The sequence below is a fragment of the Nonomuraea sp. NPDC050643 genome, assembly GCF_040654715.1.
Lineage (GTDB): Bacteria > Actinomycetota > Actinomycetes > Streptosporangiales > Streptosporangiaceae > Nonomuraea.
Map to the genome: position 1 here is coordinate 259,572 of NZ_JBFAIM010000001.1, position 22,115 is coordinate 281,686.

The following is a 22,115-nucleotide window of genomic DNA, read 5'->3' on the forward strand; positions in this document are numbered from 1 at the left end:
GCCGGCCGGATGTGAATCACCCTTGCGCACTCGAGGCAGACACTTGTCCACTCTTGACCTGCGTGAACATGCGGAACAATGGGTCACATGACGCGGATCATCGCAGGCACCGCCGGTGGACGGCGGTTGGCCGTGCCGCCAGGGCGCGGGACGAGGCCCACCAGCGATAGGGCGCGAGAAGGGATCTTCTTGACGCTCGATTCACTGTACGGACTCCACGACGCCCGGGTCCTCGACCTGTACGCCGGTTCGGGGGCCATCGGCCTCGAAGCCCTGTCGCGGGGCGCGGCCGAGGCCGTGCTCGTCGAGTCCGACCCGAAGGCCGTGCGCACGATCAAGGCCAACATCCAGTCGCTCGACCTCGAAGGAGCCCAGGTCGTGGCCGACAAGGTCGAGCGGGTGCTCGGGAAAACGCCTGATGAGCCGTACGACATCGTGTTCGCCGACCCGCCCTACGCCGTGCCCGACGGCGAGGTGGACCGGACGCTGTCCCTGCTACGCGACAACGGCTGGCTGGTTGGTGGGGCTTTGGTGGCGTTCGAAAGGGAAAGCAGGGGAAAGTCCCTGATGTGGCCTGAAGGCTACGTTGAGGAGAGGGTCCGTCGTTATGGCGAAGCATCCGTTTGGTACGGTCGCGCCGCCGGGAACCCGTAGACCTGGGAGGCGTCTTGCGCCGCGTAGTCTGCCCGGGGTCGTTCGACCCCATCACCAATGGTCATCTCGACATCATCGGCCGCGCAGCGCGGCTGTACGACGAGGTGACCGTGGCAGTCCTCATCAACGTCGAGAAAAGCAGCCTGTTCACGGTGGACGAACGGATTGAGATCCTGCAGACCGTGACCAAGGAGTACCCGAACGTCAAGACGCGGAAGTTCCACGGCCTGCTGGTCGACTTCTGCAGGCAGAACGACATCCCCGCCATCGTCAAGGGCATCAGGGTCGTCAGCGACTTCGACTACGAGCTGCAGATGGCGCAGCTCAACTACCGTCTGTCGGGGGTCGAGACGCTCTTCATGCCCACCAACCCCGAATACTCGTTCCTGTCCTCCTCCAGGGTGAAGGAGATCGCCCGATATGGCGGGGACGTCTCGGGTCTCGTGCCTGACCTCGTACACAAGCTGCTCATCGAGCGGCTCAGGGGCTGACCGCGACCTGCTATCCTTTCATTTCGGCCTTGTACGACGGCGATCTTTTTCGCCATGCCTAGCGAGAGCAGGATGACTCAGCACCTCGACCCCCGCTCCCCTTGGGTGATCTCGACTCACGACCTGGGTAGGCGGCCGGGCACGATGCGGCAGATGACCCTGACCCTCCCGGCACCGGTGGACCTCGGCGTCGACATGATCGGTGTCCCCAAGGACGCCGAAGTCGAGCTGGATCTCCGGTTCGAGGCAGTGATGGAAGGCGTGCTCGTGACAGGCACGGCGCAGGCCCCGCTCGCCGGGGAGTGCGCGCGGTGTCTCGACCCGGTCACCTCGGAGATCGAGGTCGACCTTCAGGAGCTCTTCTTCTACTCCGACGAGGACGCCTCGGAGGAGGATTCACTGCTCGACGGAGAGCTGCTCGACCTCGAGCCGACGTTCCGTGACGCGGTGGTGCTCGCACTGCCGCTGAGCCCCGTGTGCCGCGAGGAGTGCGAGGGTCTCTGCACGGAGTGCGGGATCAAGCTGGCCGAGGCCGGCGACGATCACCGGCACGAGAAGATCGACGCCCGTTGGGCGTCGTTGCAAGGTCTGACCACCGACAAAGATAACGATCAGGAGAAGTGACGTGGCCGTCCCGAAGCGAAAGATGTCGCGGAGCAACACCCGCGCCCGTCGCTCCCAGTGGAAGACGACTGCTGTCGCCCTGGTGAGCTGCCCGCAGTGCCGTTCGCCCAAGCAGCCGCACATCGCGTGCCCCACCTGCGGCACCTACAACCGTCGTCAGGTCATCGAGCCGTCCGCCTGATTCGCTAGGTTGACGTGATGCCGACCGGGTGCAATTGTGCCTCGGTCGGCGTTACCGTCTCAGATGCGTGCGGCGGCGGTTCGCCCGCGGCCGTGGTGGACGCCGGGGCTACGCGTTACCCCGACGCCCACCACGTTTTCGGGCATCATTCGCAGCCGACGCGCCATGTGAAGATGTCCGAGGAGGAAGCACGTGGGCGCAGGTCCTAAGCCGGTGGCCGTCGAGGTCGCCAGAGACGAGCTGGAGCGGGTCCTGGCGGTCGGCCTGGACTCCGACATTCTCGAGCGGGCGCTGACGCACCGCTCCTACGCGTACGAGAACGGTGGCCTGCCCACCAACGAGCGCCTGGAGTTCCTCGGCGACTCGGTGCTGGGCCTGGTGGTCACCGACACCCTCTACCGCAACCACCCTGACCTGCCGGAAGGCCAGCTCGCGAAGCTGCGTGCCGCGGTGGTCAACATGCGGGCGCTGGCCGACGTGGCCAGAGACCTCGGCCTCGGCCGGTTCCTGCGGCTCGGCAGGGGCGAGGAGGGCACCGGCGGGCGCGACAAGTCCTCCATCCTGGCCGACACCCTCGAGGCGCTGATCGGCGCGATCTACGTCGACAAGGGCCTCGACGAGGCGTTCAGGGTGGTCCACCTGCTGTTCGACCCGCTGATCGTGCGCTCGGCCTCGCTCGGCGCCGGGCTCGACTGGAAGACCTCGCTGCAGGAGCTCACCGCCTCCGAGGCGCTCGGCGTGCCCGAATACCACGTCGAGGAGAGCGGCCCCGACCACGCCAAGTCGTTCACGGCCATGGTGCGCGTCGGCGGCGAGGCCTACGGGTCGGGCACCGGCCGCAGCAAGAAGGAGGCCGAGCAGCAGGCGGCCGAGGCGGCCTGGACCCGCATCAGGGCCCGCAGGGAGCAGCGCGAGAGCCAGCCCGCGGGCTGAGCGCGGGTGCCCGCGCTCGGCGATCCGCACCGGCCTTCGGGCGTCGCATTGCACGCGAGCCGGACAGGCTCCGACGACGCGCCCCGGAAGCCGGGACGGGCATGTGAGTGTTGTCCAAAAGGTGAGAGTTAGGTTGCCTGAGCGTTCAGAGGGCGAGGTCCGAAGTGCCTGAGCTGCCGGAGGTCGAGGTCGTCAGGCGCGGCCTCGCGCAATGGGTGATCGGACGTGAGATCGCCGCGGCGGAGGTGCTGCACCCCCGCGCGATCCGGCGCCACATTCAGGGCGCCGACGAGTTCACCGCACGGCTCAAGGGCCGCGCGGTGCTGTCCGCGGAGCGCCGCGGCAAATACCTGTGGCTCCCGCTGTCGGGCGCCGACGAGGCCCTGCTGGCCCACCTGGGCATGAGCGGCCAGCTCCTGGTCGTGGACCAGGACTCGCCGCCGGAGAAGCACCTGCGCGTACGCCTCCGCTTCGAGGACGGCGGCCCCGACCTGCGCTTCGTCGACCAGCGCACGTTCGGCCACGTCATGCTCACCTCCCTGGTGGGCGGCGTGCCGCAGCCGATCGCCCACATCGCCCCCGACCCGTTCGAGGCGGCGTTCGACGAGGCCGAGTTCACCCGCAGGCTCAGGCTCAAGCGCACCGAGATCAAGCGGGCGCTGCTCGACCAGTCCCTGATCAGCGGCGTCGGCAACATCTACGCCGACGAGGCCCTGTGGATCGCGCGGCTGCACTGGGCCCGGCCCACGCACACGCTCACCCGTCCCAAAGTGGCCGAACTGCTCACCGCCGTGCGCACGGTCATGGGCGCCGCCCTGCAGCAGGGAGGCACGTCGTTCGACAGCCTCTACGTGAACGTCAACGGCGAGAGCGGCTACTTCGACCGCTCGCTCGAGGCGTACGGCCGCCGCGACCTGCCCTGCTCCCGCTGCGGCACCGCGATCAGGCGGGAGGCGTTCATGAACCGTTCGTCCTACTCCTGCCCCAGATGCCAGCGACCGCCACGCTGACCACCGCCAGCCCGGTCCCCGCCCACATCACCGCGGGGATCGACACCCCGTCCACGATCCGGCCGCCGGCGAACGCGCCCAGCGCGATGGAGACGTTGAAGGCGCCGACGAAGAGCGCCGTGCCGAGCTCGCCGCCGCCGGAGCGCATGATCCACAGTTGCAGGGTCACGCCGACGCCCCCGTAGCCCAGGCCCCACACCACCAGCGCGACCAGGGGCTGGCCGATCAGCGGCAGGGCCGCCGTGGACACCGCCATGAGCGAGGCCAGCACGACCAGGACCAGCCTGGGGTTCCTGGCCGCCCACGCGCCCGCGGCGAAGTTGCCGGCCACGCCGGCGGCGCCGTACAGGAGGAGCGCGGTGCCGACGAGGGCGGGTCCGGCGTGTGAGACCTGCTCCAGGAACGGGCGGACGTAGGTGTAGGCGGCGAAATGGCCGGAGACGATCAGCGCGGTCAGGACGAGGACGACCCGGAGCGGCCCTGAGAGCCACGTGAACCGCCCGCCCTGCCCCCGGCGTGCCCCGGGGGACGGGCGGTCCTCAGATGGCGGCTCAGCGCCCGGAAGGGACGGCAGGGTCGCGGCCAGCAGCACGAGCAGGGCGAGCGCCACCGCCCCCATCGCGGCGAACGCGCTGCGCCACCCCGCGAACGATGAGACGAACGTCGCCGCCGGCACCCCCAGCACCGACGCCACCGACACCCCGGCCAGGATGATCGACGTGGCCCGCCCCACGGACCGCTCGGGCACCAGTCGCACCCCCAGCCCCGCCGCGAAGGCCCAGAAACCGCCGATGCTCACCCCGGTCAGCACCCGGGCGGCCAGCATGACGGGATGGCTCGGGGCGAGCGCCGCCGCCAGGTTCGCCACCGCCAGCACCGCCATCAGCCCCAGCAGGAGGACGCGCCGGTCGAGGCGGCGCGCGGTGACCGCCAGCACGGGCGCGGACACCGCGGCCACCAGGCCGGGCGCCGACATCGTCAGGCCCGCCGTGCCCGCTGACACGCCGAGGTCGGCGGCGATCGAGGTCAGCAGGCCGACGGGCAGCATCTCGCTGGTCACGATGGTGAAGGTGCCCAGCGCGACCGAGGCCACGGCGAGCCAGCGCGCCCGTACGGGGCTGGGGAGATCGGTCATGGTCGTCATGCCGTCCAGCCTCCGGCCGTCCCGGTGGCGGGAACAATGACGAAGGTCGAAGGCTTGGTTTAGGTGGGCTAAGCGATCTGCCGGAGGCGGGGATGGAATTCAGGGAGCTGGAGTGCTTCATCGTGCTGAGCGAGGAACTGCACTTCGCGCGTACGGCCGAGCGCCTCTACCTGTCGCCGGGCCGGGTGAGCCAGGTGCTGCGCTCGCTGGAGACGAGGATCGGCGGCCGTCTCTTCCACCGGACGAGCCGGCGCGTCCGCCTCACCCCGCTGGGCGAACGTTTCCTGGCCGATCTGCGTCCTTCCTACGACGGCCTGGCCGAGGCCGTGAGCCGGGTCAAGGCGGCGGCCAGGGAGGTGACGGGGGCGATCAGGGTCGGGTTCCTGGCCACGCCCACCGACGTGGTCACGGGCAGCGTGCGCGCGTTCGAGCGGCGCCATCCCGAATGCGCGGTCGAGCTGGTCGAGATCCCGCTCTCCGACCCCTTCGGCAAGCTGCGGGCCGGGCACGTGGACATCGCGTTCACCCTGCTGCCGCTGGCCGAGCCCGATCTGGCGACCGGTGGGGAGCTCAACCACGTCTCCCACCGGCTGGGCGTCTCCGTCCGCCATCCTCTCGCCGGCCGGGCCGGTGTCGGGGTGGAGGAGCTGGCCTCCGTACCGCTGATCGGGCTGGACGGGCCGGCGCCGCGCTCGTGGCACGAGCGGATCGCACCCTCCGTGACCCCTTCCGGACGTCCGATTCCCCGCGCCGGTAGGGTGGCCACCACCCAGGAGGGCCTGACCCAGGTGGCGCTCAACAGGGGCGGCATGCTGTTCTGCACGCCCACGGCCGCCCAGCACGAGCGCCCGGACATCAGCTTCGTCCCCGTCACCGGACTGCCCGCGTCGATCTTCGGGCTGGCCTGGCTGAAGGCCGGGGAGACGGCCGCCATCCTGGCCTTCGGCGAGGCGGCGGCCGATCGGGCGGCCGTCGCGCAGGCCCTGGTCGCGTGAACGGGAGACGAGATGACGGAGAACACCCGGCTGACCGCCTGGGTACGGGGCAGGGTCCAGGGTGTGGGGTTCCGATGGTGGACCCGGGCGCGTGCCCTCGAGCTGGGACTCGCGGGGTGGGCGCGCAACACCGAGGACGGCCGGGTGGAGGTGGTCGCGGAGGGGCCGCGGGAGGCGTGCGTCAAGCTGCTGGAGCTGCTCAGAGGTTGCGACACGCCGGGCAGGGTGGATGGAGTAGTAGAACGTTGGAGCGAACCCCGAGGTAGTTTGGGCGGGTTTGTGGAGAGGTAGGGCTTTCGATTAACCGCCCAAATAGGGTATAGTTGTATGTCGGGAGTGCCTACCAGTGGGGCTCAGCGGTTCGTTCGACTTGACCGCCCACACTGCCGGTGCGACTCTTGTTAGGTACCACGCGCACCCCTCCCGCGGAATAGAAGTGCGCGAACCAGTCTGGTCACTCAGCGTGGAGGACCCTTTACCATGGCGAAGGCTCTACTCGGCCACGTCGGCGGTCCTGACCCTCGGATGGTCTCGGAGATGCGCCGCCTGCAGCAGCGTATCCGGGATCTGGAGGCAGAACTCATCCGACTTCAGGCCACCAATGACGCTCTTGCGGCGCAAACCCGCGAAGAGGCGCTAAGCCGCATGCAGGAGCGCGAGCCGGCACTCACCTGAGAGTGATCGGAGCGCAAGACCCTAGGGACGTCTCGAAGAGGCGTCCCTTGTTATTTGCCCTCCTTCGGAAAGCTTCCTTTACCCAGCTCGGCGCGGTGCGACTGTAGGTGCCCGCGTGGGGCAGTGAGGACCAGTAGGCTTTTCCGAAGTCCGTTCAGGGAGAAGGGGGCCGCGCTTGTATTTGAAGACCCTCACCCTGCGCGGCTTCAAGTCCTTCGCCTCCGCGACCGCTCTGCGTTTCGAGCCGGGCATCACCTGCGTCGTCGGTCCCAACGGCTCGGGCAAGTCCAACGTCGTCGACGCCCTGGCCTGGGTCATGGGCGAGCACAGCGCCAAGTCGCTGCGCGGCGGCAAGATGGAGGACGTCATCTTCGCCGGCACCTCTTCGCGGCCCCCGCTGGGCCGCGCCGAGGTGACCCTGACCATCGACAACTCCGACGGCGCGCTGCCGATCGACTACACCGAGGTCACGATCAGCCGGCTGATGTTCAGGTCGGGGCAGAGCGAATACGCGATCAACGGCGACACCTGCCGCCTGCTCGACATCCAGGAGCTGCTGTCCGACTCGGGCATCGGCCGTGAGATGCACGTGATCGTGGGGCAGGGCCAGCTCGACGCCGTGCTGCACGCGGGCCCGGAAGACCGGCGGGCCTTCATCGAAGAGGCCGCGGGCGTCCTCAAGCACCGCAAGCGCAAAGAGAAGGCGCTGCGCAAGCTCGACGCCATGCAGGCCAACCTGACCCGCGTCCAAGACCTGGCCACCGAGCTGCGCCGCCAGCTCAAGCCGCTGGGCCGCCAGGCCGAGATCGCCCGCAAGGCCGCCGTCATCCAGGCCGACCTGCGTGACGCCAGGCTGCGGCTGCTGGCCGACGACGTGTGCATCCTGCGGAGCAAGCTGGAGCGCGAGGCCGCCGACGAGGCGGCGGTCACGACCCGGCGGCAGCAGGTCGAGGCCGAGCTGGCCGAGGGGCAGCAGCGCGAGGCCGCGCTGGAGAGCGCCGAGGCCGAGGCCCAGCCGCGCCTGACGGCCGCGCAGGAGACCTACTTCAGGCTGTCGTCCCTGCGTGAGCGCATCACCGGCCTGGAGCAACTGGCCGCCGAGCGCCACCGGCACGCGGTCGACGCCGCCTCCATCGAGCGCCGTGGCCGCGACCCCGAAGACCTCGAACGCGAGGCGGCCGAGGCGCGCGAGCAGGAGCTGATCCTCAAGGCCGAGCTCGAGCAGGCCCATGAGCTGCTGGAGGACGCCGTCCAGCGGCGGGCCGCGACCGAGGCCGAGTTGAGCGCGGAGGAGCAGCGTCTCGCGCTGGCCGCCAGGGCCGCCGCCGACCGCCGCGAGGGCCTGGCCAAGCTGCGCGGCCAGGTGGACTCCGTACGCAGCCGCTCGCGCGCCGCCGAGGACGAGATCGGGCGGCTCCAGCAGGCCGTGGCCGACGCCGGCGAGCGCGAACGCCAGGCCAGGGACGACCTGGAGACCCAGCGCATCGAGGAGCCCGCCGTCGACCCGGCGCTCGCCGAAGAGCTGGCCACCGCGCAGGCCGTGGTCGAGGAGGCCAGACTGGCCGCCGACGAGGCCAGGGCGGCGGCCGAGGAGGCCAAGTCCGCCCTCGACGCGCCGCGCGCCGCCCTGCAGTCCGCCAAGGCCGGGGTCGGCGGCGCCCGCTCCGCCGACCAGGAGGCCCAGCGCGCCGTCGCGGCCCTGGCCGCCCGCCGCGACGCCCTTGAGCTGGGCCTGGCCAAGGGCGACGGAGGCGCGGCCCTGCTGGACGCCGACCTGGGCGGGGTGCTGGGCCCGCTGGCCGCCTCGATGCAGGTCACGCCGGGGGCCGAGCCCGCGGTGGCCGCCGTGCTCGGCCCGGTCGCCGAGGCGATCGCGGTCAAGGCGCTCGACACCGCCGTCGAGGCCCTCGACCTGCTCCGCACCGAGGCCGCGGGCCAGGCGACGCTTCTGGTGGCGCTGGCGGGCGGCGGAGACCACGCTCGCGCCGAAGAGCGGCGCATCGCGGCGCGGCAGGCCCGCCCGGCGGCCCCCGACGGCGGGCGGTGGGTGGCCGAGCTGGTCACGGTGCCCGACCATCTGCGGCCCGCCCTCGACCACGTGCTCGAAGGCGTCGTCCTCGTGACCGGCCTCGAAGAGGCCAGGTCGCTGGTGGAGCGCCGCCCCGAGCTGAGAGCGGTCACCGAGGGGGGTGACCTGGTCGGCGCCCACCTGGTCACCGGCGGATCGGCTGGCGGCACGTCCGTGCTGCAGGTCAGGGCCGCGCTCGACGAGGCCGTCAGAGACCTGGAGGAAGCGGAGGCCAGGGCCGAGGAGACCGCGCTGGCCCTGGACGAGGCGATCGCGCGCGAGCAGGCCGCGCAGGTGGCGCTGGAGGCCGCGCAGGCCCACGTCGGCGAGGTCCAGACCGCCGTCACCACCGCCCAGGCCGGGGTGAGCGCCGCTCAGGGCGCGCTCGACCAGGTCAGAGGCCGTCAGCGGGAGGCCGACCAGCGCAACGCCGCCGCGGCCAGGCGCCTGGCCCAGCTCGAGGCCGCCGCCAACGCCGCCCGCGCCGAGGCCGAGCGGCTGGCCGGGAGCGTCACCAGGGCAGAGGAGGCCCGCGCCGAGGGCCTCGAAGAGCTGGCCGAGCTGGAGATCCGGCTGGCCGAGGCCGAATACGCCCAGGAGCTGGAGTCCGAGCCCACCACCGACCTCCGCGACGACCTGGCGATCGCCTGCGAGGGCGCCAGGCAGCGCGAGATGGACACCCGCCTGCAGGTGCGCACCGCCGAAGAGCGTGTCAGGGGCATCGAGGGCCGCGCCGACGGACTGCTCAGGGCCGCCAGACGGGAGCGCGACGAACGCGCCCAGGCCGCCGCCGCGCGGGCCAGGCGCCGGCGACAGGCCGCCGTGGCCGAGGCCGTCAGCAAAGGTGCCAAGCAGGTGCTCCGGGCGCTCGCGGCGTCCGTCCAGCTCGCCTCCAGGGAGCGCGACGAGGCCGACCTCGCCAGGGTGGCGATCGACGCCGAGCTCAAGCAGGTGCGCCTGCGCGTCCGCGAGCTGGGCCAGGAGCTCGACAAACTGGTCAACCGGGTGCACGGCAGTGAGGTGGCCCGCACCGAGCAGCGGCTGCGGCTGGAGCAGATGGAGCAGCGGGCGCTGGAGGAGTTCGGCGTCGAGGTCGAGGCCCTGATCTCCGAATACGGTCCCGAGGCCCCGGTCCCCGGCGACCCGCCGGTCCCCTACCTACGCGAGGAGCAGGAGAAGCGGGCCCGGGCGGCCGAGCGGCAGATGAACCAGCTCGGCAAGGTCAACCCGCTCGCCCTGGAGGAGTTCGCGGCCCTGGAGGAGCGGCACGCCTTCCTCAACTCCCAGCTCGAAGACCTCAAGAAGACCCGGCGCGACCTGATGACCGTGGTCAAGGAGGTCGACGACCGGGTCGAGCAGATGTTCGCCTCGGCCTACGAAGACGTGGCCCGTGAGTTCGAGCAGATCTTCACCAGGGTCTTCCCCGGCGGCGAGGGCCGGCTGGTGCTCACCGAGCCCGCCGACATGCTGACCACCGGCATCGAGGTCGAGGCCAGGCCGCCGGGCAAGAAGGTCAAGCGGCTGTCGCTGCTGTCGGGCGGTGAGCGGTCGCTGACCGCGGTGGCGTTCCTGATCTCGATCTTCAAGGCGCGGCCGTCGCCGTTCTACGTGATGGACGAGGTCGAGGCCGCGCTCGACGACACGAACACGCAGCGGCTGCTGAGGTTGTTCGAGGAGCTGAGGCAGAGCTCACAGCTCATCGTGATCACCCACAACAAGCGCACGATGGAGATCGCCGACGCCCTCTACGGCGTGTCGATGCGCGGTGACGGCGTGACACAGGTGGTCAGCCAGCGGCTCAGGGAGCGCGAATCGGCCTGATCGGTGTGGCCTTGTGCGTGACCATGCCGGTCGATCTGGAAAACTGACATCTTGTGGATTACCTCGGCGTCATCGTGATCGTGGCCGTCGTCGCCCTGCTGGCGGCCGGCGGTCTCTTCCTGCTCTTCAGGCCGGGGCGTAAGGCGCCCCCGCCGGTCCAGCCGCCCGAGGCCCCCACGCTTCCCGAGGAGAAGGAGAAGCGGCCCGCCGGCGCGGGCGAGGAGGGCGAGGGCGCCACCACCACGCTTCCCCCGCCGGTCAAGCCGGCCGAGCCGGTCGTCGTCAAGCCCGAGGTCGAGGTTCCGCCGCCGTCCGCGGGCCGGATGGTGCGGCTGCGCGAGCGCCTGTCCCGCTCGCAGAGCGCGCTCGGGCGCGGCCTGCTTGAGCTGCTCTCCCGCGACCGCCTCGACGACGAGGTGTGGGACGAGATCGAGGAGCGCCTGATCACGGCCGACGTGGGCGTCGCGCCGACCCACGCGATCGTCGAGGAGCTGCGCACCAAGGTCAAGGTGCTGGGCACGCGCTCGCCGCAGGAGCTGCGGGCCCTGCTGCGCGAGCAGCTCCTGGCCCAGATCGACCCCGGCCTCGACCGCACGCTGCACGTCCAGAAGCACGGCGAGCGGCCCGCGGTCGTGCTCGTGGTGGGCGTCAACGGCACCGGCAAGACCACCACCACCGGCAAGCTGGCCCGCGTGCTCATCGGTGACGGCAAGAAGGTCGTGCTCGGCGCCGCCGACACCTTCCGCGCCGCCGCCGCCGACCAGCTCCAGACCTGGGGCGAGCGGGTGGGCGCCGACACGGTGCGCGGTCCCGAGGGCGGCGACCCGGCCTCCGTGGCCTTCGACGCCGTCGCCAAGGGCATCGAGCAGAAGGTCGACGTGGTCATCATCGACACCGCCGGCCGTCTGCACACCAAGACCGGGCTCATGGACGAGCTGGGCAAGGTCAAGCGGGTCATCGAGAAGAAGGCCACGGTCGACGAGGTGCTCCTGGTCCTCGACGCCACCACGGGCCAGAACGGCATGCGCCAGGCCCAGGTGTTCGCCGAGGTGGTCAACATCACCGGCATCGCGCTGACCAAGCTCGACGGCACCGCCAAGGGCGGTATCGTGATCTCGGTGCAGCGGGAGCTGGGGGTGCCGGTCAAGCTCGCCGGGCTGGGCGAGGGGGCCGACGACCTGGCGCCGTTCGACCCCGAGGTGTTCGTGGACGCGATCCTGGGTGAGTGACCGGTTTCGGCCGTACCGTAATCATTGCGACACTGCCCGTTACCAGATAAGTCTTGATCCGTCACTTTCCGTTGTGTTGACATGTTGCGGTCATCAATGATCGCTCGGTCCCGCAATGTACGTGAAAGGGCGCCATGAAGAAGATCGTCGTCCACAAGCCCGGCACCGTGAAGCCGACCGCCGCGGCTGCGCCGAGGCACCAACCCTGAGCAGCCCGGGCCGGCGTCCCGGACGGGGACGCCGGCCGTCCGGACCACGGAAGAGGATCACGTGGACACGATCATCCTCGACGCGGACCGTCGCATCGGCGGCCCCTACACCCTGGCCGCCGGGCTGCTCGGCCACCTGGTCCCGGCCGCGCTCGCACGCTGGCCCGAGCTGGCCGCCGCGCACGACATCGAGATCCGGGCGGCCGCTCCCGAGCTGCGCGCGGCCGTGCCCGCACGCCGGCGTTCGCTGGCCGACGGCCTGCCCAGGGCGCAGCGCATCCTGATCCCCGGCGCCCGCCGCAGCCTCCGGCTGGCCAACGGGCTGGCCGAGTTCGTCCGCGACCATCTGGGCCGGTCGGGGCCCCTCACCGTGATCGTCGAGAACCTCGCCGCGGCCGACCCCACCGACGCCGAGCTCGTGGAGGTGCTGCGGCGCCGGCTCGACCCCGGTCTCCTGCGGGTCGAGGAGGGCCGGTCGGCGCCCGCGGCGGGGCCGCTGCGCGCCGACTTCGACCGCTACCGCGACGAGGGCTTCCACCACGCGATGGCCGAGTCGGGGCTGGAGAGGCTGCGCGGGCTGGCGTACGAGGACGATCCCGAGCTGTGGCAGCGGCTCATCCAGCGGGTGGCCGCGTCGCTGGAGGCCGTCGAGCGGGAGGACGAGGCCCGCGCGCTCTACGACCGGGGCAGGCGTGAGAGCACCGATCCCCGGCACCGCGCCACCATGGCCTACGCCACCGCCATGATCCTCGTACGCCACCACGACCGCTCCCGCCGCGACCCCGACGAGGCCCTGGCCTGGGTCAACGAGGCGATCACGATCACCTCCCTGCTGCCCGACCCCCGGGAACGGGCCTTCCACCTCGGCTTCGACCTCAACGGCAAGGCCCTGGTCGAGCTGCGCAGGGGCCGCCGCGAGGCCGCCATGGACCTGGTACGGCAGGCCATCGAGCTGGCCGAGACACACCTGCCCGGTGAGCACCCGATCCACAAGCTGGTCCTGTACGCCAACAGGGCCCACCTCCTGGCCATGGCCGGGCGGCGGGAGGCGGCGCTGGCCGACCTCACCCGGGCCGTCGAGGCCGACCCCGGCTACCCCGACCACTACCTCGACCGCGGCAACCTGCTGCACGAGCTGGGCCGGGAGGAGGAGGCGCTGGCCGACTACGAGGCGGTCATGCGGCTCAGCCCGCCCTTCCCGGAGGCGTACTACAACCGGTCCGAGCTTCGTTACGCCGCCGGAGACCTCGGCGGGGCCCGGGCGGACCTGGACCACACGCTGGAGCTCGACCCGGAGTTCGTGCCCGCGTACGTGAACCGGTGCGGCCTGCGCGTGGCCGCGGGCGAGTACGCCCGTGCCCGGCAGGACGTGGAGCTGGGCCTGGCGCACGCGCCCCGCGACCCCCACCTGATGTGCGTGCTCGGGCAGGTGGAGCTGGCCGAGGAGCACTACCCGGAGGCGCGCATCGCCTTCGACCGAGCGCTGGAGGGCGATCCCGACCTGGTGGCGGCCTGGGCGGGCCGGGCCGAGCTGGCCTTCGAGCGCGGCGACAACGAGGCGGCGCTGGCCGATCTGACGCAGGCGCTCAAGCTGGAGGAGACGGCGGAGCTGCTGTTCAACAGGTCGGTGGCGGGCCGGGCGGCGGGGCTGGCCCATCAGGCGCGGCAGGACCTGCTCAGGGCCGTGAAGCTGGCGCCTGACGACGAGGACGTGCGGCGGGCGCTCACCGAGGGGTGACGCCCGGACGGGTCCGGTGGGTCAGGCGCGGGGTTCGGCGGGCTCCGGGCGCTGGTGGGAACGTGTCCCGATCGGGACCACCAGAGGGGTTCCCGCCACCGGGTCCGCGATGACCTTGGCGTCCAGCTCGAACACCTCGAGCAGCAGCTCCTCCGTCAGCACCTCGTGCGGGGTGCCCGAGGCGATCACCCGGCCGTCGCGCATGGCCACCAGCCGGTCGGCGTAGCGGGCGGCCAGGTTGAGGTCGTGCAGGACCATGACGACCGTGCGGCCCGCCTCCTGGTGCAGGTGCCGTACGAGCTCCAGGACCTCGACCTGGTGGGCCAGGTCCAGGAACGTCGTGGGCTCGTCGAGCAGCAGCAGGTCGGTGCCCTGCGCGAGGGCCATGGAGATCCACGCCCGCTGCCGCTGCCCGCCCGACAGCTCGTCCAGCGGCCGTTCGGCCAGGTCGGCCAGGCCCGTCATGTCCAGCGCCGCGGCGACAGCGCCCTCGTCGTCCGAGGACCACTGCCGGTACCAGGTCTGGTGCGGATGCCGGCCCCTGGCCACCAGATCTGCCACGGTCAGGCCCTCCGGGGCGGTGGGGGCCTGGGGGAGCACGCCGAGGACCTTGGCCACCTCGCGGGTGGGGATCTTGTCGATGCGCTTGCCGTCCAGCAGCACCTCGCCGCCCTGCGGCTTGAGCAGCCGGCCCAGGGCGCGCAGCAGCGTGGACTTGCCGCACCCGTTCGGGCCGATGATCGTGGTCACGGTGCCCGCCTCGATGCCGAGGTCGAGCCCGTCGACGATGAGGCGGTCGCCATACCCGAGCTTGACGTCGGCGGCCTGCAGTCTCACTTTCGCGACCTCCAGATCAGATGGATCAGGTACGGGGCGCCCAGCACGGCGGTGACGATGCCGACGGGCAGTTCGAGCGGGGAGAAGGTGGTCCTGGCGATCAGGTCGGCGCCCGTGGTGAGCACGCCGCCGATGACCGCCGAGCACAGCAGCGGCGGCTGGGCCGAGCGGGCGAGCCGCAGCGCGATCTGCGGTGAGGCCAGCGCCACGAACGCGATCGGGCCGGCCGACGCGGTGGCCACGGCGGCCAGCAGCACGGCGGCCAGGATCATCAGCGCTCGGGCCAGGTTCATGCGGACGCCGAGCGCGGTGACCGTGTCGTCGCCGAAGCGCAGGGCGTCGAGTGAACGGGTGCCGAGCAGGGTCAGCGGCACCAGTACGGCCAGGGCCAGCGCCGTGGGTGTCACGTGCTCCCAGCCGCGGCCGTTGAGCGAGCCGCTGATCCAGACCATGGCGCGGCTGGTGTCGTTGACGTCGCCGACGGTCAGGAGCCAGAACTTGACGTTCGTGAACACGGCGGCCACGCCGATGCCGACCAGCACCAGGCGGTAGCCGTCCAGGCCGCGCCGCCAGGCCAGGCCGTACACGACGGCCGCGCCGATCAGGCCGCCGAGCAGGGCGAGCGCCGGGATGCCGAGGGTGGACAGCAGGCCGCTGACGCCGCCGTACGCGCTGCCGCTGGCCACCACGCCGGCCACGACCGTGACCGAGGCGCCGGTGGTGACGCCGAGGATCTCGGGGCTGGCCAGCGGGTTGCGCGCGATGGACTGGATGATCGCGCCCGACAGCGCGAGCGCGGCTCCGACCAGGGCGCCGGTGAGGGCGCGGGGCAGGCGCAGCTCCATGATGACGAAGTGGGCCGGGCTGTCGACGTCGAACGTGCCCGCGACCACCGCGGCCAGCGTCATCGGCAGGTCGCCGATGCGCATGTTCAGGGCCATGAGCAGGGCGAGCAGGACCAGGCCGGTCAGGGTGAGGGCGAGGCCGCGCAGCCGTACCTGCCAGGACAGGCCGGCCACGCGCAGGGGGAGAGTGGTCATCACAGTCGTACGGGCTTCCTGCGGCGTACCAGGGCGACGAAGAACGGGGCGCCGAGCAGGGCGAGCACCACGCCCACCTCCAGCTCGCCCGGCGGGGCCACCACGCGGCCGATCACGTCGGCGAACAGCAGCAGCGCCGCGCCCACCAGTCCCGAGTACGGCAGCAGCCACCGATGGTCGGTGCCCGACAGCGGGCGGGCCAGGTGCGGCACGATGAGCCCGACGAACGCCAGCGAGCCGCACGCGGCCACCGACGCGCCCGACAGCAGGGTGACGGCGGCGACGCCGACGGTCCGGGTCATGGCGATGTTCTGGCCGAGGCTGCGGGCCACGTCCTCGCCCAGCGAGAGCGCGTTCAGGCCGGGGGCGTTGATCATGGCCAGCACCAGCCCCACCAGGATGAACGGCAGCACCTGCCACACCACGTCGGCGCCCCTGGCCGCGATCGAGCCCGCCTGCCAGAAGCGGAACACGTCCATCGCCTGCTCGTCGAGGAGCACGATGGCCGAGGTCAGGGCGTACAGGAAGGCGCTGACGGCGGTGCCCGCGAGCGCGAGCGTGACCGGCGTCGGGCCGCCCCTGCCGCCGACCATGCCCAGCGCGAACACCGCCACGCTCGCCACCAGCGCGCCGGCCAGGCCGAACCAGATGTAGACGAGCAGGCTGGAGGCGCCGAGCAGGATGATCGAGGCCACCATCGCGAACGCGGCACCCTGCGTGACGCCGAGCAGGCCCGGGTCGGCGAGCGGGTTGCGGGTGTGGCCCTGCATGAGCGCGCCCGCCACCCCGAGCGAGACCCCGGCGAGGATGCCCAGGACGGTCCTCGGGACACGCAGGGAGCGGATGACGATGTCGTTCTCGGTACCGGTCGGGGCCGTGAGCGCGGTCCAGGCGTCGGCGAGCGGCACGGACTTCGAGCCGATCGTGATGCTCAGCACCACGGCGACCAGTACGGCGGCGAGGAGCGCGAGCAGGACGCCGAGCCGGCGGGTCCTGATGCCCTGGAGGCGTGGGGCGACGGCGGTTGCGCTCACCCGTGTCCTCCTCCATTCGGTCGATCCTGCTGAAGTATGCCAGCTTAGGCTGGGCTAACCTAATTTAGGTTTGCCTAAATTTCTCTGGAAAGGGATGCGATGAGACCGTTGCGCGTGCTGGTCGGCACTCTCCTGATGGCGGGCCTGGCCGCCTGCGGTTCGACCTCGACCCCGGCCGCCGGGCCGGCGAGTTCCGCGGCCCCTTTCCGGACCATCGAGCACGCGATGGGCCAGACGGTGATCCCAGCCCAGCCGAAGCGGGTGGTGGCGCTCGACCAGAGCTTCGTCGACGCGGTGCTCACGCTGGAGACGCCGGTGGTGGGGTACACGACGTACCGGTCGATCGACGACAAGCTGCCCGACTACCTCGGAACCGTGGCCGAGCAGTACGGCAAGGAGGCCACCCCGGTCGGCACGCTGGAGCAGCCGAGCCTGGAGAAGGTGATGGCGCTCAAGCCGGACCTGATCGTCTCGGCCAAGGTCCGCCACGAGGCCCTGTACGACAAGCTCTCCAAGATCGCGCCCACGGTGTTCAGCGAGACCACCGGCGCCATCTGGAAGGACAACATCCGCCTCATGGGCCGGGCGCTGGGCAAGGAGGACCTGGCGGAGACGCGCATCAAGGCGTTCGAGGAGCGGGCCGCCACGATCGGCACGGCCGTCAAGGAGAAGCAGGGCGGCACGCTGCCGACGATCTCGGTCGTGCGCTTCGCGGGCGAGCCGACGGTCCGGCTGTACGTCGAGAACTCCTACTCCGGCGTGGTGCTCAAGGACGTCGGCTTCCCGCGCCCGAAGAGCCAGCCGGCCCAGCCGGACGCGATCGCGGTGGACGTGAGCCAGGAACGGATCGCGGACCTGGACGCCGACCACATCTTCGTGGCCACCTACCCGGACCCGACGTCGGACGGCCCCAAGGAGAAGTTCGTCGGCAACCCGCTGTGGGGCAAGCTCAAGGGCGACAAGCACGAGGTCAGCGACCTGACGTGGATGAGCGCGGTGGGGATCCAGGGGGCGCACGCCATCCTGGACGACCTCGCGAAGCTGTTCGAGGTCGACCCGGCCAAGACCTGACCCCCGGGTCTGGGCGCCGGGTCTCGGGCGCCAGGCGTTGGGCCCCCGGGGGCCGCGTCGTGCGCCCGGGGCCCGTCTCATATCGCTTCGATATGACGGCTCGATCGCGTCGCCGGGCGCGGATAACGTGTCCGCTCGTTCGGATGCGCCCCGCTGACGTTCGGATACCCCGCTGACCCGCGCTGGAGACCTCCCCATGAGTGAGCCGTCCCCCACTCCGCAGGTCAGCCCGACCCCACCGCCCGCCGACTGGGCCTACTCCGGCATCGACCCCACGGCGATGGCCGCCTTCGAAAGCGCCCTCGCCCGCGCCGAGACCACCCTGGGCGGCCACGAGGCCCGGGTCCGCCGCCTCCTCCAGCACCTCGGCCTGGACACCTCCGGCCTGCTCGCCCTCCACCGGACCCGGCACTGGCTCACCGCCAAACGCCCCGAACTCCGCCGCCGCAACGAGACCATCCAGGCGGTCCGTACGGAGTGGGGCGCCACCCCGGAGACCAACGGCGCTCTTGTGGCCTTCGACGAGAACCTCTACAACCGGGCCTCCGACAACCCCGAGGCGTACGCCGCCGCCGTCAGGCTGATGGAGCCCGGCGACCCGGACGACCGAGCCCTCGCCGCCCTCGAACGTCACATCGGCGATCCCGCCTTCGACACCCTCCTCATGCACGCCCTGGGCGCCGCGAACCTCCGTACCGTGCTCACCAGGGCGGCCGAGAACGACACGACCGAGAACCGCCGCCTGCTGACCGCCCTGGGCAAGGCCCTCGGCACGGCGAGCCCCCACCTGGACGCCACCTGGCGCGCGGCCTTCACCGGCGACCTGTCACGGGACAGGGGCTACGGGATCTCGCTCGCCCTCTCCCACGGGACGTTCGACGCGGCGTTCCTGGTCGAGGTGGCCCGCAGGATCGACGCCGAGGACCGCAGACCACCGGCCGAGGGCGGCCGGGTCTTCGTCAACTACCACCGGGATCCGCTGGTGGGGGTGATGATGGCGCTGAGCCGTCATCCTGAGGCGGCCCAGGACTTCCTGGCGGGGGATCCGGGGGCGCTGAAGCGGTTCATGACCGAGCGGACGACACTGGACCACCAGGTGTTCGGGAAGGTGCTGGAGGCGGCGACCCTGCACTTCCGGGACCGGGAGGGCACTCCGGAGCAGCCGTCACGTGGATATTCGTCGGCCCGGCTGGCGGCGCAGTTCATGCAGTTGGAGGCCCAGCGGCTCCGGGAGGGCCGGCCCACCGTGCCCTTTGTGCCCTCCCGTACGACAGGCCTCATCCTGGCGCACTACATCGCCGACGTCTCGCGGGCCGCTTTCCAGGAGAACACCGACGCGTCGCTCGTCTACGGGCAGGATCGGCCGAGCGTGCCGGGTCGTGATCCGTGGGGCGCCAAGTTCAACGTCAATGACCTGCGCCTGGTGATGATCGAGTTGTTCGGGAAGGACGCCAAGTCGTTCGGGGCAGTCTTGGCCGCGCAGACCTCTTGGGCGAACATTCTGGTGAACGAGGGCGCCGACCAGATGGTCGGCGGCAAGGGCGAGGCGGCCCTGATGACCAGCGCGCAGGAGGTGGGCGCCGGGTTCGGGCTGCTGACCGACGCCGCCAGCATCGGCACGTTGAAGGAAGGTGCGGAACGCGACGAGGCGCAAGAACGCAACATGAAGACGTTCATGGCGGTGATCAACACCTCGCTGGCCATTCCGCAGGCAGGGGCGTGGCCGATCGGGGCGGGTGTCGTCGGCGCGTGGACCGGCTTGATCGAGGACAGTGCGAAGACCGATCTGAACAAGAACAAGGCGGCGTTCGAAGCCAACACCTCTGTGGCGAAGGCGGGGTTCATGGTCAACCAGCTCGTCATCCAGGCGATGTTGCGGCGCGAGATGTTCGGCGAGTCCGACCCGCCCGCCCGTACACACCCGTGGAGTTCGCTCGACGGGCTGAAAGCGGGGGAGGACCCGCGCGAGTCACCGAACAACTTCCTCCACGACGACGGGAAGACGCTGATGACGTTGGACGAGATGGCGCCGGAGAACGCCGAATACCAGCCGCGCATCGATGCCTACCGCCGATGGCACGAAGAGGGCTTCGCCGGAGGCTCCTGGAAGGCGATCAAGGAGCGGCTGGACGAGGGCTTCGGAAGAGGCTTCGCGACGTACACGCCGTCGTCATGAAAGCGCGCCTCGCCCTCTTCCTGGCGGCTGCCGGCGCACTCGCCCTCGGCACCGGCTGCCGGCAGGAGCCGAGCTCTCCGGCGGACACCCGGCCGCTCCCTTCCGTAGCGGCCTCACCGTTCGTGTGCGGCCATGTGCCGGCGGACGCCGTCGCACGGATCACGGGGGTGCGCGACCCGCTCGTGCGCGGCTTCTTCGACCTGACCAGCGCGAACGGCCTCGGAGACGGCTCCTGCACCGCTTACGAGCCGGACGGGGAACGGCCGAAGGTTTTGAGCATCCTGCTCGATCCCACGGCCCCGGAGGGTGAGGTGGCGTGGGAGCTCCGCAACGGCGGCGCGAAGCCGATGCCGCAGATCGTTCCCGGAGCGGAGGGCTATTACGTGCCGGACGCGCACGAGAGAACAGGCGTGACCGCGGTGCTGGTGAGAGGACATGTCCGGCTCTCCGTTGTGCTCCTCAAAGGCGTGGAGGGGCGGGACAAGGTCGCCGACGTGGTGGCGTTGATGAGGCTTATCGCGCCGAAACTGGTCGGCGAGCGGGGAGATGGGTGAGTCGATGGTCCGGATGACGGCGAATCCGCTCCATGAGGCCCTTCGCGAGGCTCTGCGCCGGATCGAGCCCATGTTGCGGGAGGTCGAGGACGACATCGAGGCCCCGTTCAGGGACTTCCGGACCGGGCGCGTCTGGACCGGGCCCAAGGCCGTGCTCTTCCAGGAGCAGTTCGGGCAGTGCCGTGACCAGGTCAGGAGGGCCGCGGAGGCCGTCGTCGGCGAGTTGCGGGCCGCCGCCGCCCGTACGCCGCCGCAGGTCACCGAGGAGGAGGCCGCGGCGCTCAGGAAGCGGTACGAGCTGCCCCTGCCCCCTGGCTAGTTGGGCAGGAAGGCCCGGAGGTCGGCCAGGTGGGGGGCGGTGTCCAGGTCGTTGGCCGAGAGCCAGCGCGGGTCGCCGTACGTGCCCTTGTAGCGGTCGCCGCTGTCGCAGATCAGGGTGACGATGCTGCCGTGTTCGCCCGCCTGCCGCATCTCCTGCAGGAGGTCCACGCAGGCCGCCACGTTCGTCCCGGTCGAGCCGCCCACGTCCAGGCCGGTCACCTCGCGCGTCCAGTGCATGGCGGCGATCGACCGGGCGTCGGGGACGGCGATCATGCGGTCGATGACGGCGGGCTGGAAGGAGGGCTCGACGCGGGGGCGGCCGATGCCCTCGATGCGGGAGCCGGGGGCCGTGACCGAGGTGTCGCCCGAGACCCAGCTCGGGTAGAAGGCCGAGCCCTCCGGGTCCACGACGGCCAGGCGGGTGGGGTGGCGGCGGTAGCGGATGTAGCGGCCGATGGTGGACGACGTGCCGCCGGTGCCGGCGCCGACGACGATCCAGGCCGGCTCCGGGTGCGGCTCCAAGGACATCTGGGAATAGATGGATTCGGCGATGTTGTTGTTGCCACGCCAGTCGGTGGCGCGTTCCGCGTAGGTGAACTGGTCCATGAAATGGCCGCCGGTCTCGGCCGCCAGACGGTGAGATTCGTCATAGATCGCCGTGGGGTCCGTCACCAGGTGACATTTGCCGCCGTAGAACTCGATGAGGGCGATCTTCTCGGGTGACGTGGACGCGGGCATGACGGCGATGAAGGGCAGACCCAGCAGGCGGGCGAAGTACGCCTCGCTCACGGCCGTGGATCCGCTCGACGCCTCCACCACCGTCGTGGCGGGGCCGATCCAGCCGTTGGCCAGGCCGTACAGGAAAAGGGACCGGGCAAGACGGTGTTTGAGTGAACCGGTGGGGTGTACCGATTCGTCTTTCAAGTAGAGGTTTACTCCCCAATGCGAGGGCAGCGGAAAGACGTGCAGATGTGTGTCACAACTCCGGTTGGCGTCGGCTTCGACCTTACGTATGGCCTCAGCCACCCAGCGGCGTGTTCCCGTGTCGTGCCGGTCCAGGAAACTCATCCCCATACGCTATCCCATGTGACTCTCGCCACTCTTACTGCGCAATTGGATAGGTAGTGTTATGATAATGAGACTTGTCCGGCCGTGGACGTGACCACGCACGCCGCGAGCAGATGGACGGAACCCCCCTCTGGCCAAGGCGAAACCTCACTAACGCGTCCCTTACCTGGGACTTGCGATGATGGAACCGCCGTCAGGCGGCTTGTGCCGAAACGGGGGATAGCGCAAGGGGGAATGACTTG

General features: G+C 70.9%; 21 protein-coding genes. 16 read left to right on the plus strand and 5 right to left on the minus strand.

Annotated features, from left to right (window positions below):
• The first annotated feature begins 87 nt into the window (after window positions 1-87).
• The 6 genes from rsmD to mutM all read left to right on the plus strand — a co-directional run bounded on the left by rsmD (window position 88) and on the right by mutM (window position 3,893).
• Window positions 88-654: a 16S rRNA (guanine(966)-N(2))-methyltransferase RsmD gene (gene rsmD, locus AB0I15_RS01130; protein WP_358088161.1), complete on the plus strand. Its 567-nt coding sequence runs from the start codon at window positions 88-90 to the stop codon at window positions 652-654.
• 14 nt (window positions 655-668) lie between these two features.
• On the plus strand, window positions 669-1,145 hold the full coding sequence (coaD, locus tag AB0I15_RS01135; protein WP_358088164.1) for a pantetheine-phosphate adenylyltransferase: 477 nt from the start codon (window positions 669-671) through the stop codon (window positions 1,143-1,145).
• 72 nt (window positions 1,146-1,217) lie between these two features.
• Window positions 1,218-1,769, plus strand: a complete 552-nt coding sequence (locus AB0I15_RS01140; protein ID WP_358088168.1) for a YceD family protein — start codon at window positions 1,218-1,220, stop codon at window positions 1,767-1,769.
• A gap of 1 nt (window position 1,770) precedes the next feature.
• On the plus strand, window positions 1,771-1,950 hold the full coding sequence (gene rpmF / locus AB0I15_RS01145; protein WP_033409409.1) for a 50S ribosomal protein L32: 180 nt from the start codon (window positions 1,771-1,773) through the stop codon (window positions 1,948-1,950).
• Between the two features lie 213 nt (window positions 1,951-2,163).
• Entirely contained in the window at window positions 2,164-2,883 is a 720-nt protein-coding gene (gene rnc / locus AB0I15_RS01150; protein WP_358088749.1) for a ribonuclease III, read from the plus strand.
• 164 nt (window positions 2,884-3,047) lie between these two features.
• Window positions 3,048-3,893: a bifunctional DNA-formamidopyrimidine glycosylase/DNA-(apurinic or apyrimidinic site) lyase gene (gene mutM / locus AB0I15_RS01155; protein ID WP_358088172.1), complete on the plus strand. Its 846-nt coding sequence runs from the start codon at window positions 3,048-3,050 to the stop codon at window positions 3,891-3,893.
• On the opposite strand, the gene AB0I15_RS01160 is transcribed toward mutM, so the two are convergent.
• Window positions 3,841-5,037, minus strand: a complete 1,197-nt coding sequence (locus AB0I15_RS01160) for an MFS transporter (protein ID WP_358088175.1) — start codon at window positions 5,035-5,037, stop codon at window positions 3,841-3,843. The two genes, mutM and AB0I15_RS01160, sit on opposite strands and share 53 nt — an antisense overlap.
• A gap of 92 nt (window positions 5,038-5,129) precedes the next feature.
• On the opposite strand from AB0I15_RS01160, the gene AB0I15_RS01165 reads away from it, so the two are divergent.
• From AB0I15_RS01165 to AB0I15_RS01190, 6 genes are all read left to right on the plus strand, one after another.
• Window positions 5,130-6,032: a LysR family transcriptional regulator gene (locus tag AB0I15_RS01165; protein ID WP_358088178.1), complete on the plus strand. Its 903-nt coding sequence runs from the start codon at window positions 5,130-5,132 to the stop codon at window positions 6,030-6,032.
• 12 nt (window positions 6,033-6,044) lie between these two features.
• A complete protein-coding gene (locus tag AB0I15_RS01170; protein ID WP_358088181.1) occupies window positions 6,045-6,323 on the plus strand; it encodes an acylphosphatase in 279 nt (92 codons plus the stop codon).
• Window positions 6,324-6,512: 189 nt separating this feature from the next.
• The gene (locus tag AB0I15_RS01175; RefSeq protein ID WP_103959037.1) at window positions 6,513-6,707 is read left to right on the plus strand and encodes a hypothetical protein; all 195 of its coding nucleotides are present in this window, start codon (window positions 6,513-6,515) and stop codon (window positions 6,705-6,707) included.
• Between the two features lie 175 nt (window positions 6,708-6,882).
• Window positions 6,883-10,596: a chromosome segregation protein SMC gene (gene smc, locus AB0I15_RS01180; protein WP_358088184.1), complete on the plus strand. Its 3,714-nt coding sequence runs from the start codon at window positions 6,883-6,885 to the stop codon at window positions 10,594-10,596.
• Window positions 10,597-10,649: 53 nt separating this feature from the next.
• Window positions 10,650-11,825, plus strand: coding sequence for a signal recognition particle-docking protein FtsY (gene ftsY, locus AB0I15_RS01185; RefSeq protein WP_358088187.1), 1,176 nt, complete (start codon window positions 10,650-10,652; stop codon window positions 11,823-11,825).
• Between the two features lie 270 nt (window positions 11,826-12,095).
• Complete coding sequence (locus AB0I15_RS01190; RefSeq protein WP_358088189.1) at window positions 12,096-13,772, plus strand: tetratricopeptide repeat protein; 1,677 nt, start codon at window positions 12,096-12,098, stop codon at window positions 13,770-13,772.
• A 21-nt stretch (window positions 13,773-13,793) separates the two neighbouring features.
• On the opposite strand, the gene AB0I15_RS01195 is transcribed toward AB0I15_RS01190, so the two are convergent.
• The 3 genes from AB0I15_RS01195 to AB0I15_RS01205 are packed head-to-tail and all read right to left on the minus strand — an operon-like array spanning window position 13,794 to window position 16,683.
• Window positions 13,794-14,609 carry an ABC transporter ATP-binding protein gene (locus tag AB0I15_RS01195; protein ID WP_358088192.1) on the minus strand — a complete coding sequence of 272 codons (816 nt, stop codon included), beginning with the start codon at window positions 14,607-14,609 and terminating at the stop codon, window positions 13,794-13,796.
• On the minus strand, window positions 14,606-15,649 hold the full coding sequence (locus tag AB0I15_RS01200) for an iron chelate uptake ABC transporter family permease subunit (RefSeq protein WP_358088194.1): 1,044 nt from the start codon (window positions 15,647-15,649) through the stop codon (window positions 14,606-14,608). The genes AB0I15_RS01195 and AB0I15_RS01200 overlap by 4 nt, the downstream gene beginning before the upstream one ends.
• Window positions 15,649-16,683, minus strand: a complete 1,035-nt coding sequence (locus AB0I15_RS01205; RefSeq protein ID WP_358088196.1) for an iron ABC transporter permease — start codon at window positions 16,681-16,683, stop codon at window positions 15,649-15,651. Before AB0I15_RS01205 ends, AB0I15_RS01200 begins: the two co-directional genes overlap by 1 nt.
• Window positions 16,684-16,782: 99 nt before the next feature.
• Between AB0I15_RS01205 and AB0I15_RS01210 the strand changes: the two genes are divergently transcribed.
• The 4 genes from AB0I15_RS01210 to AB0I15_RS01225 all read left to right on the plus strand — a co-directional run bounded on the left by AB0I15_RS01210 (window position 16,783) and on the right by AB0I15_RS01225 (window position 20,803).
• Window positions 16,783-17,754 (plus strand): iron-siderophore ABC transporter substrate-binding protein, encoded by a 972-nt coding sequence (locus AB0I15_RS01210; protein WP_358088198.1) that lies wholly within the window; start codon window positions 16,783-16,785, stop codon window positions 17,752-17,754.
• 196 nt (window positions 17,755-17,950) lie between these two features.
• The gene (locus tag AB0I15_RS01215) at window positions 17,951-19,930 is read left to right on the plus strand and encodes a DUF6571 family protein (RefSeq protein WP_358088201.1); all 1,980 of its coding nucleotides are present in this window, start codon (window positions 17,951-17,953) and stop codon (window positions 19,928-19,930) included.
• Window positions 19,927-20,484: a hypothetical protein gene (locus AB0I15_RS01220; protein WP_358088203.1), complete on the plus strand. Its 558-nt coding sequence runs from the start codon at window positions 19,927-19,929 to the stop codon at window positions 20,482-20,484. The genes AB0I15_RS01215 and AB0I15_RS01220 overlap by 4 nt, the downstream gene beginning before the upstream one ends.
• A gap of 13 nt (window positions 20,485-20,497) precedes the next feature.
• The gene (locus AB0I15_RS01225; protein ID WP_358088205.1) at window positions 20,498-20,803 is read left to right on the plus strand and encodes a hypothetical protein; all 306 of its coding nucleotides are present in this window, start codon (window positions 20,498-20,500) and stop codon (window positions 20,801-20,803) included.
• On the opposite strand, the gene AB0I15_RS01230 is transcribed toward AB0I15_RS01225, so the two are convergent.
• Window positions 20,800-21,873, minus strand: a complete 1,074-nt coding sequence (locus AB0I15_RS01230; RefSeq protein ID WP_358088208.1) for a PLP-dependent cysteine synthase family protein — start codon at window positions 21,871-21,873, stop codon at window positions 20,800-20,802. The genes AB0I15_RS01225 and AB0I15_RS01230 overlap by 4 nt on opposite strands.
• Window positions 21,874-22,115: the final 242 nt, after the last annotated feature.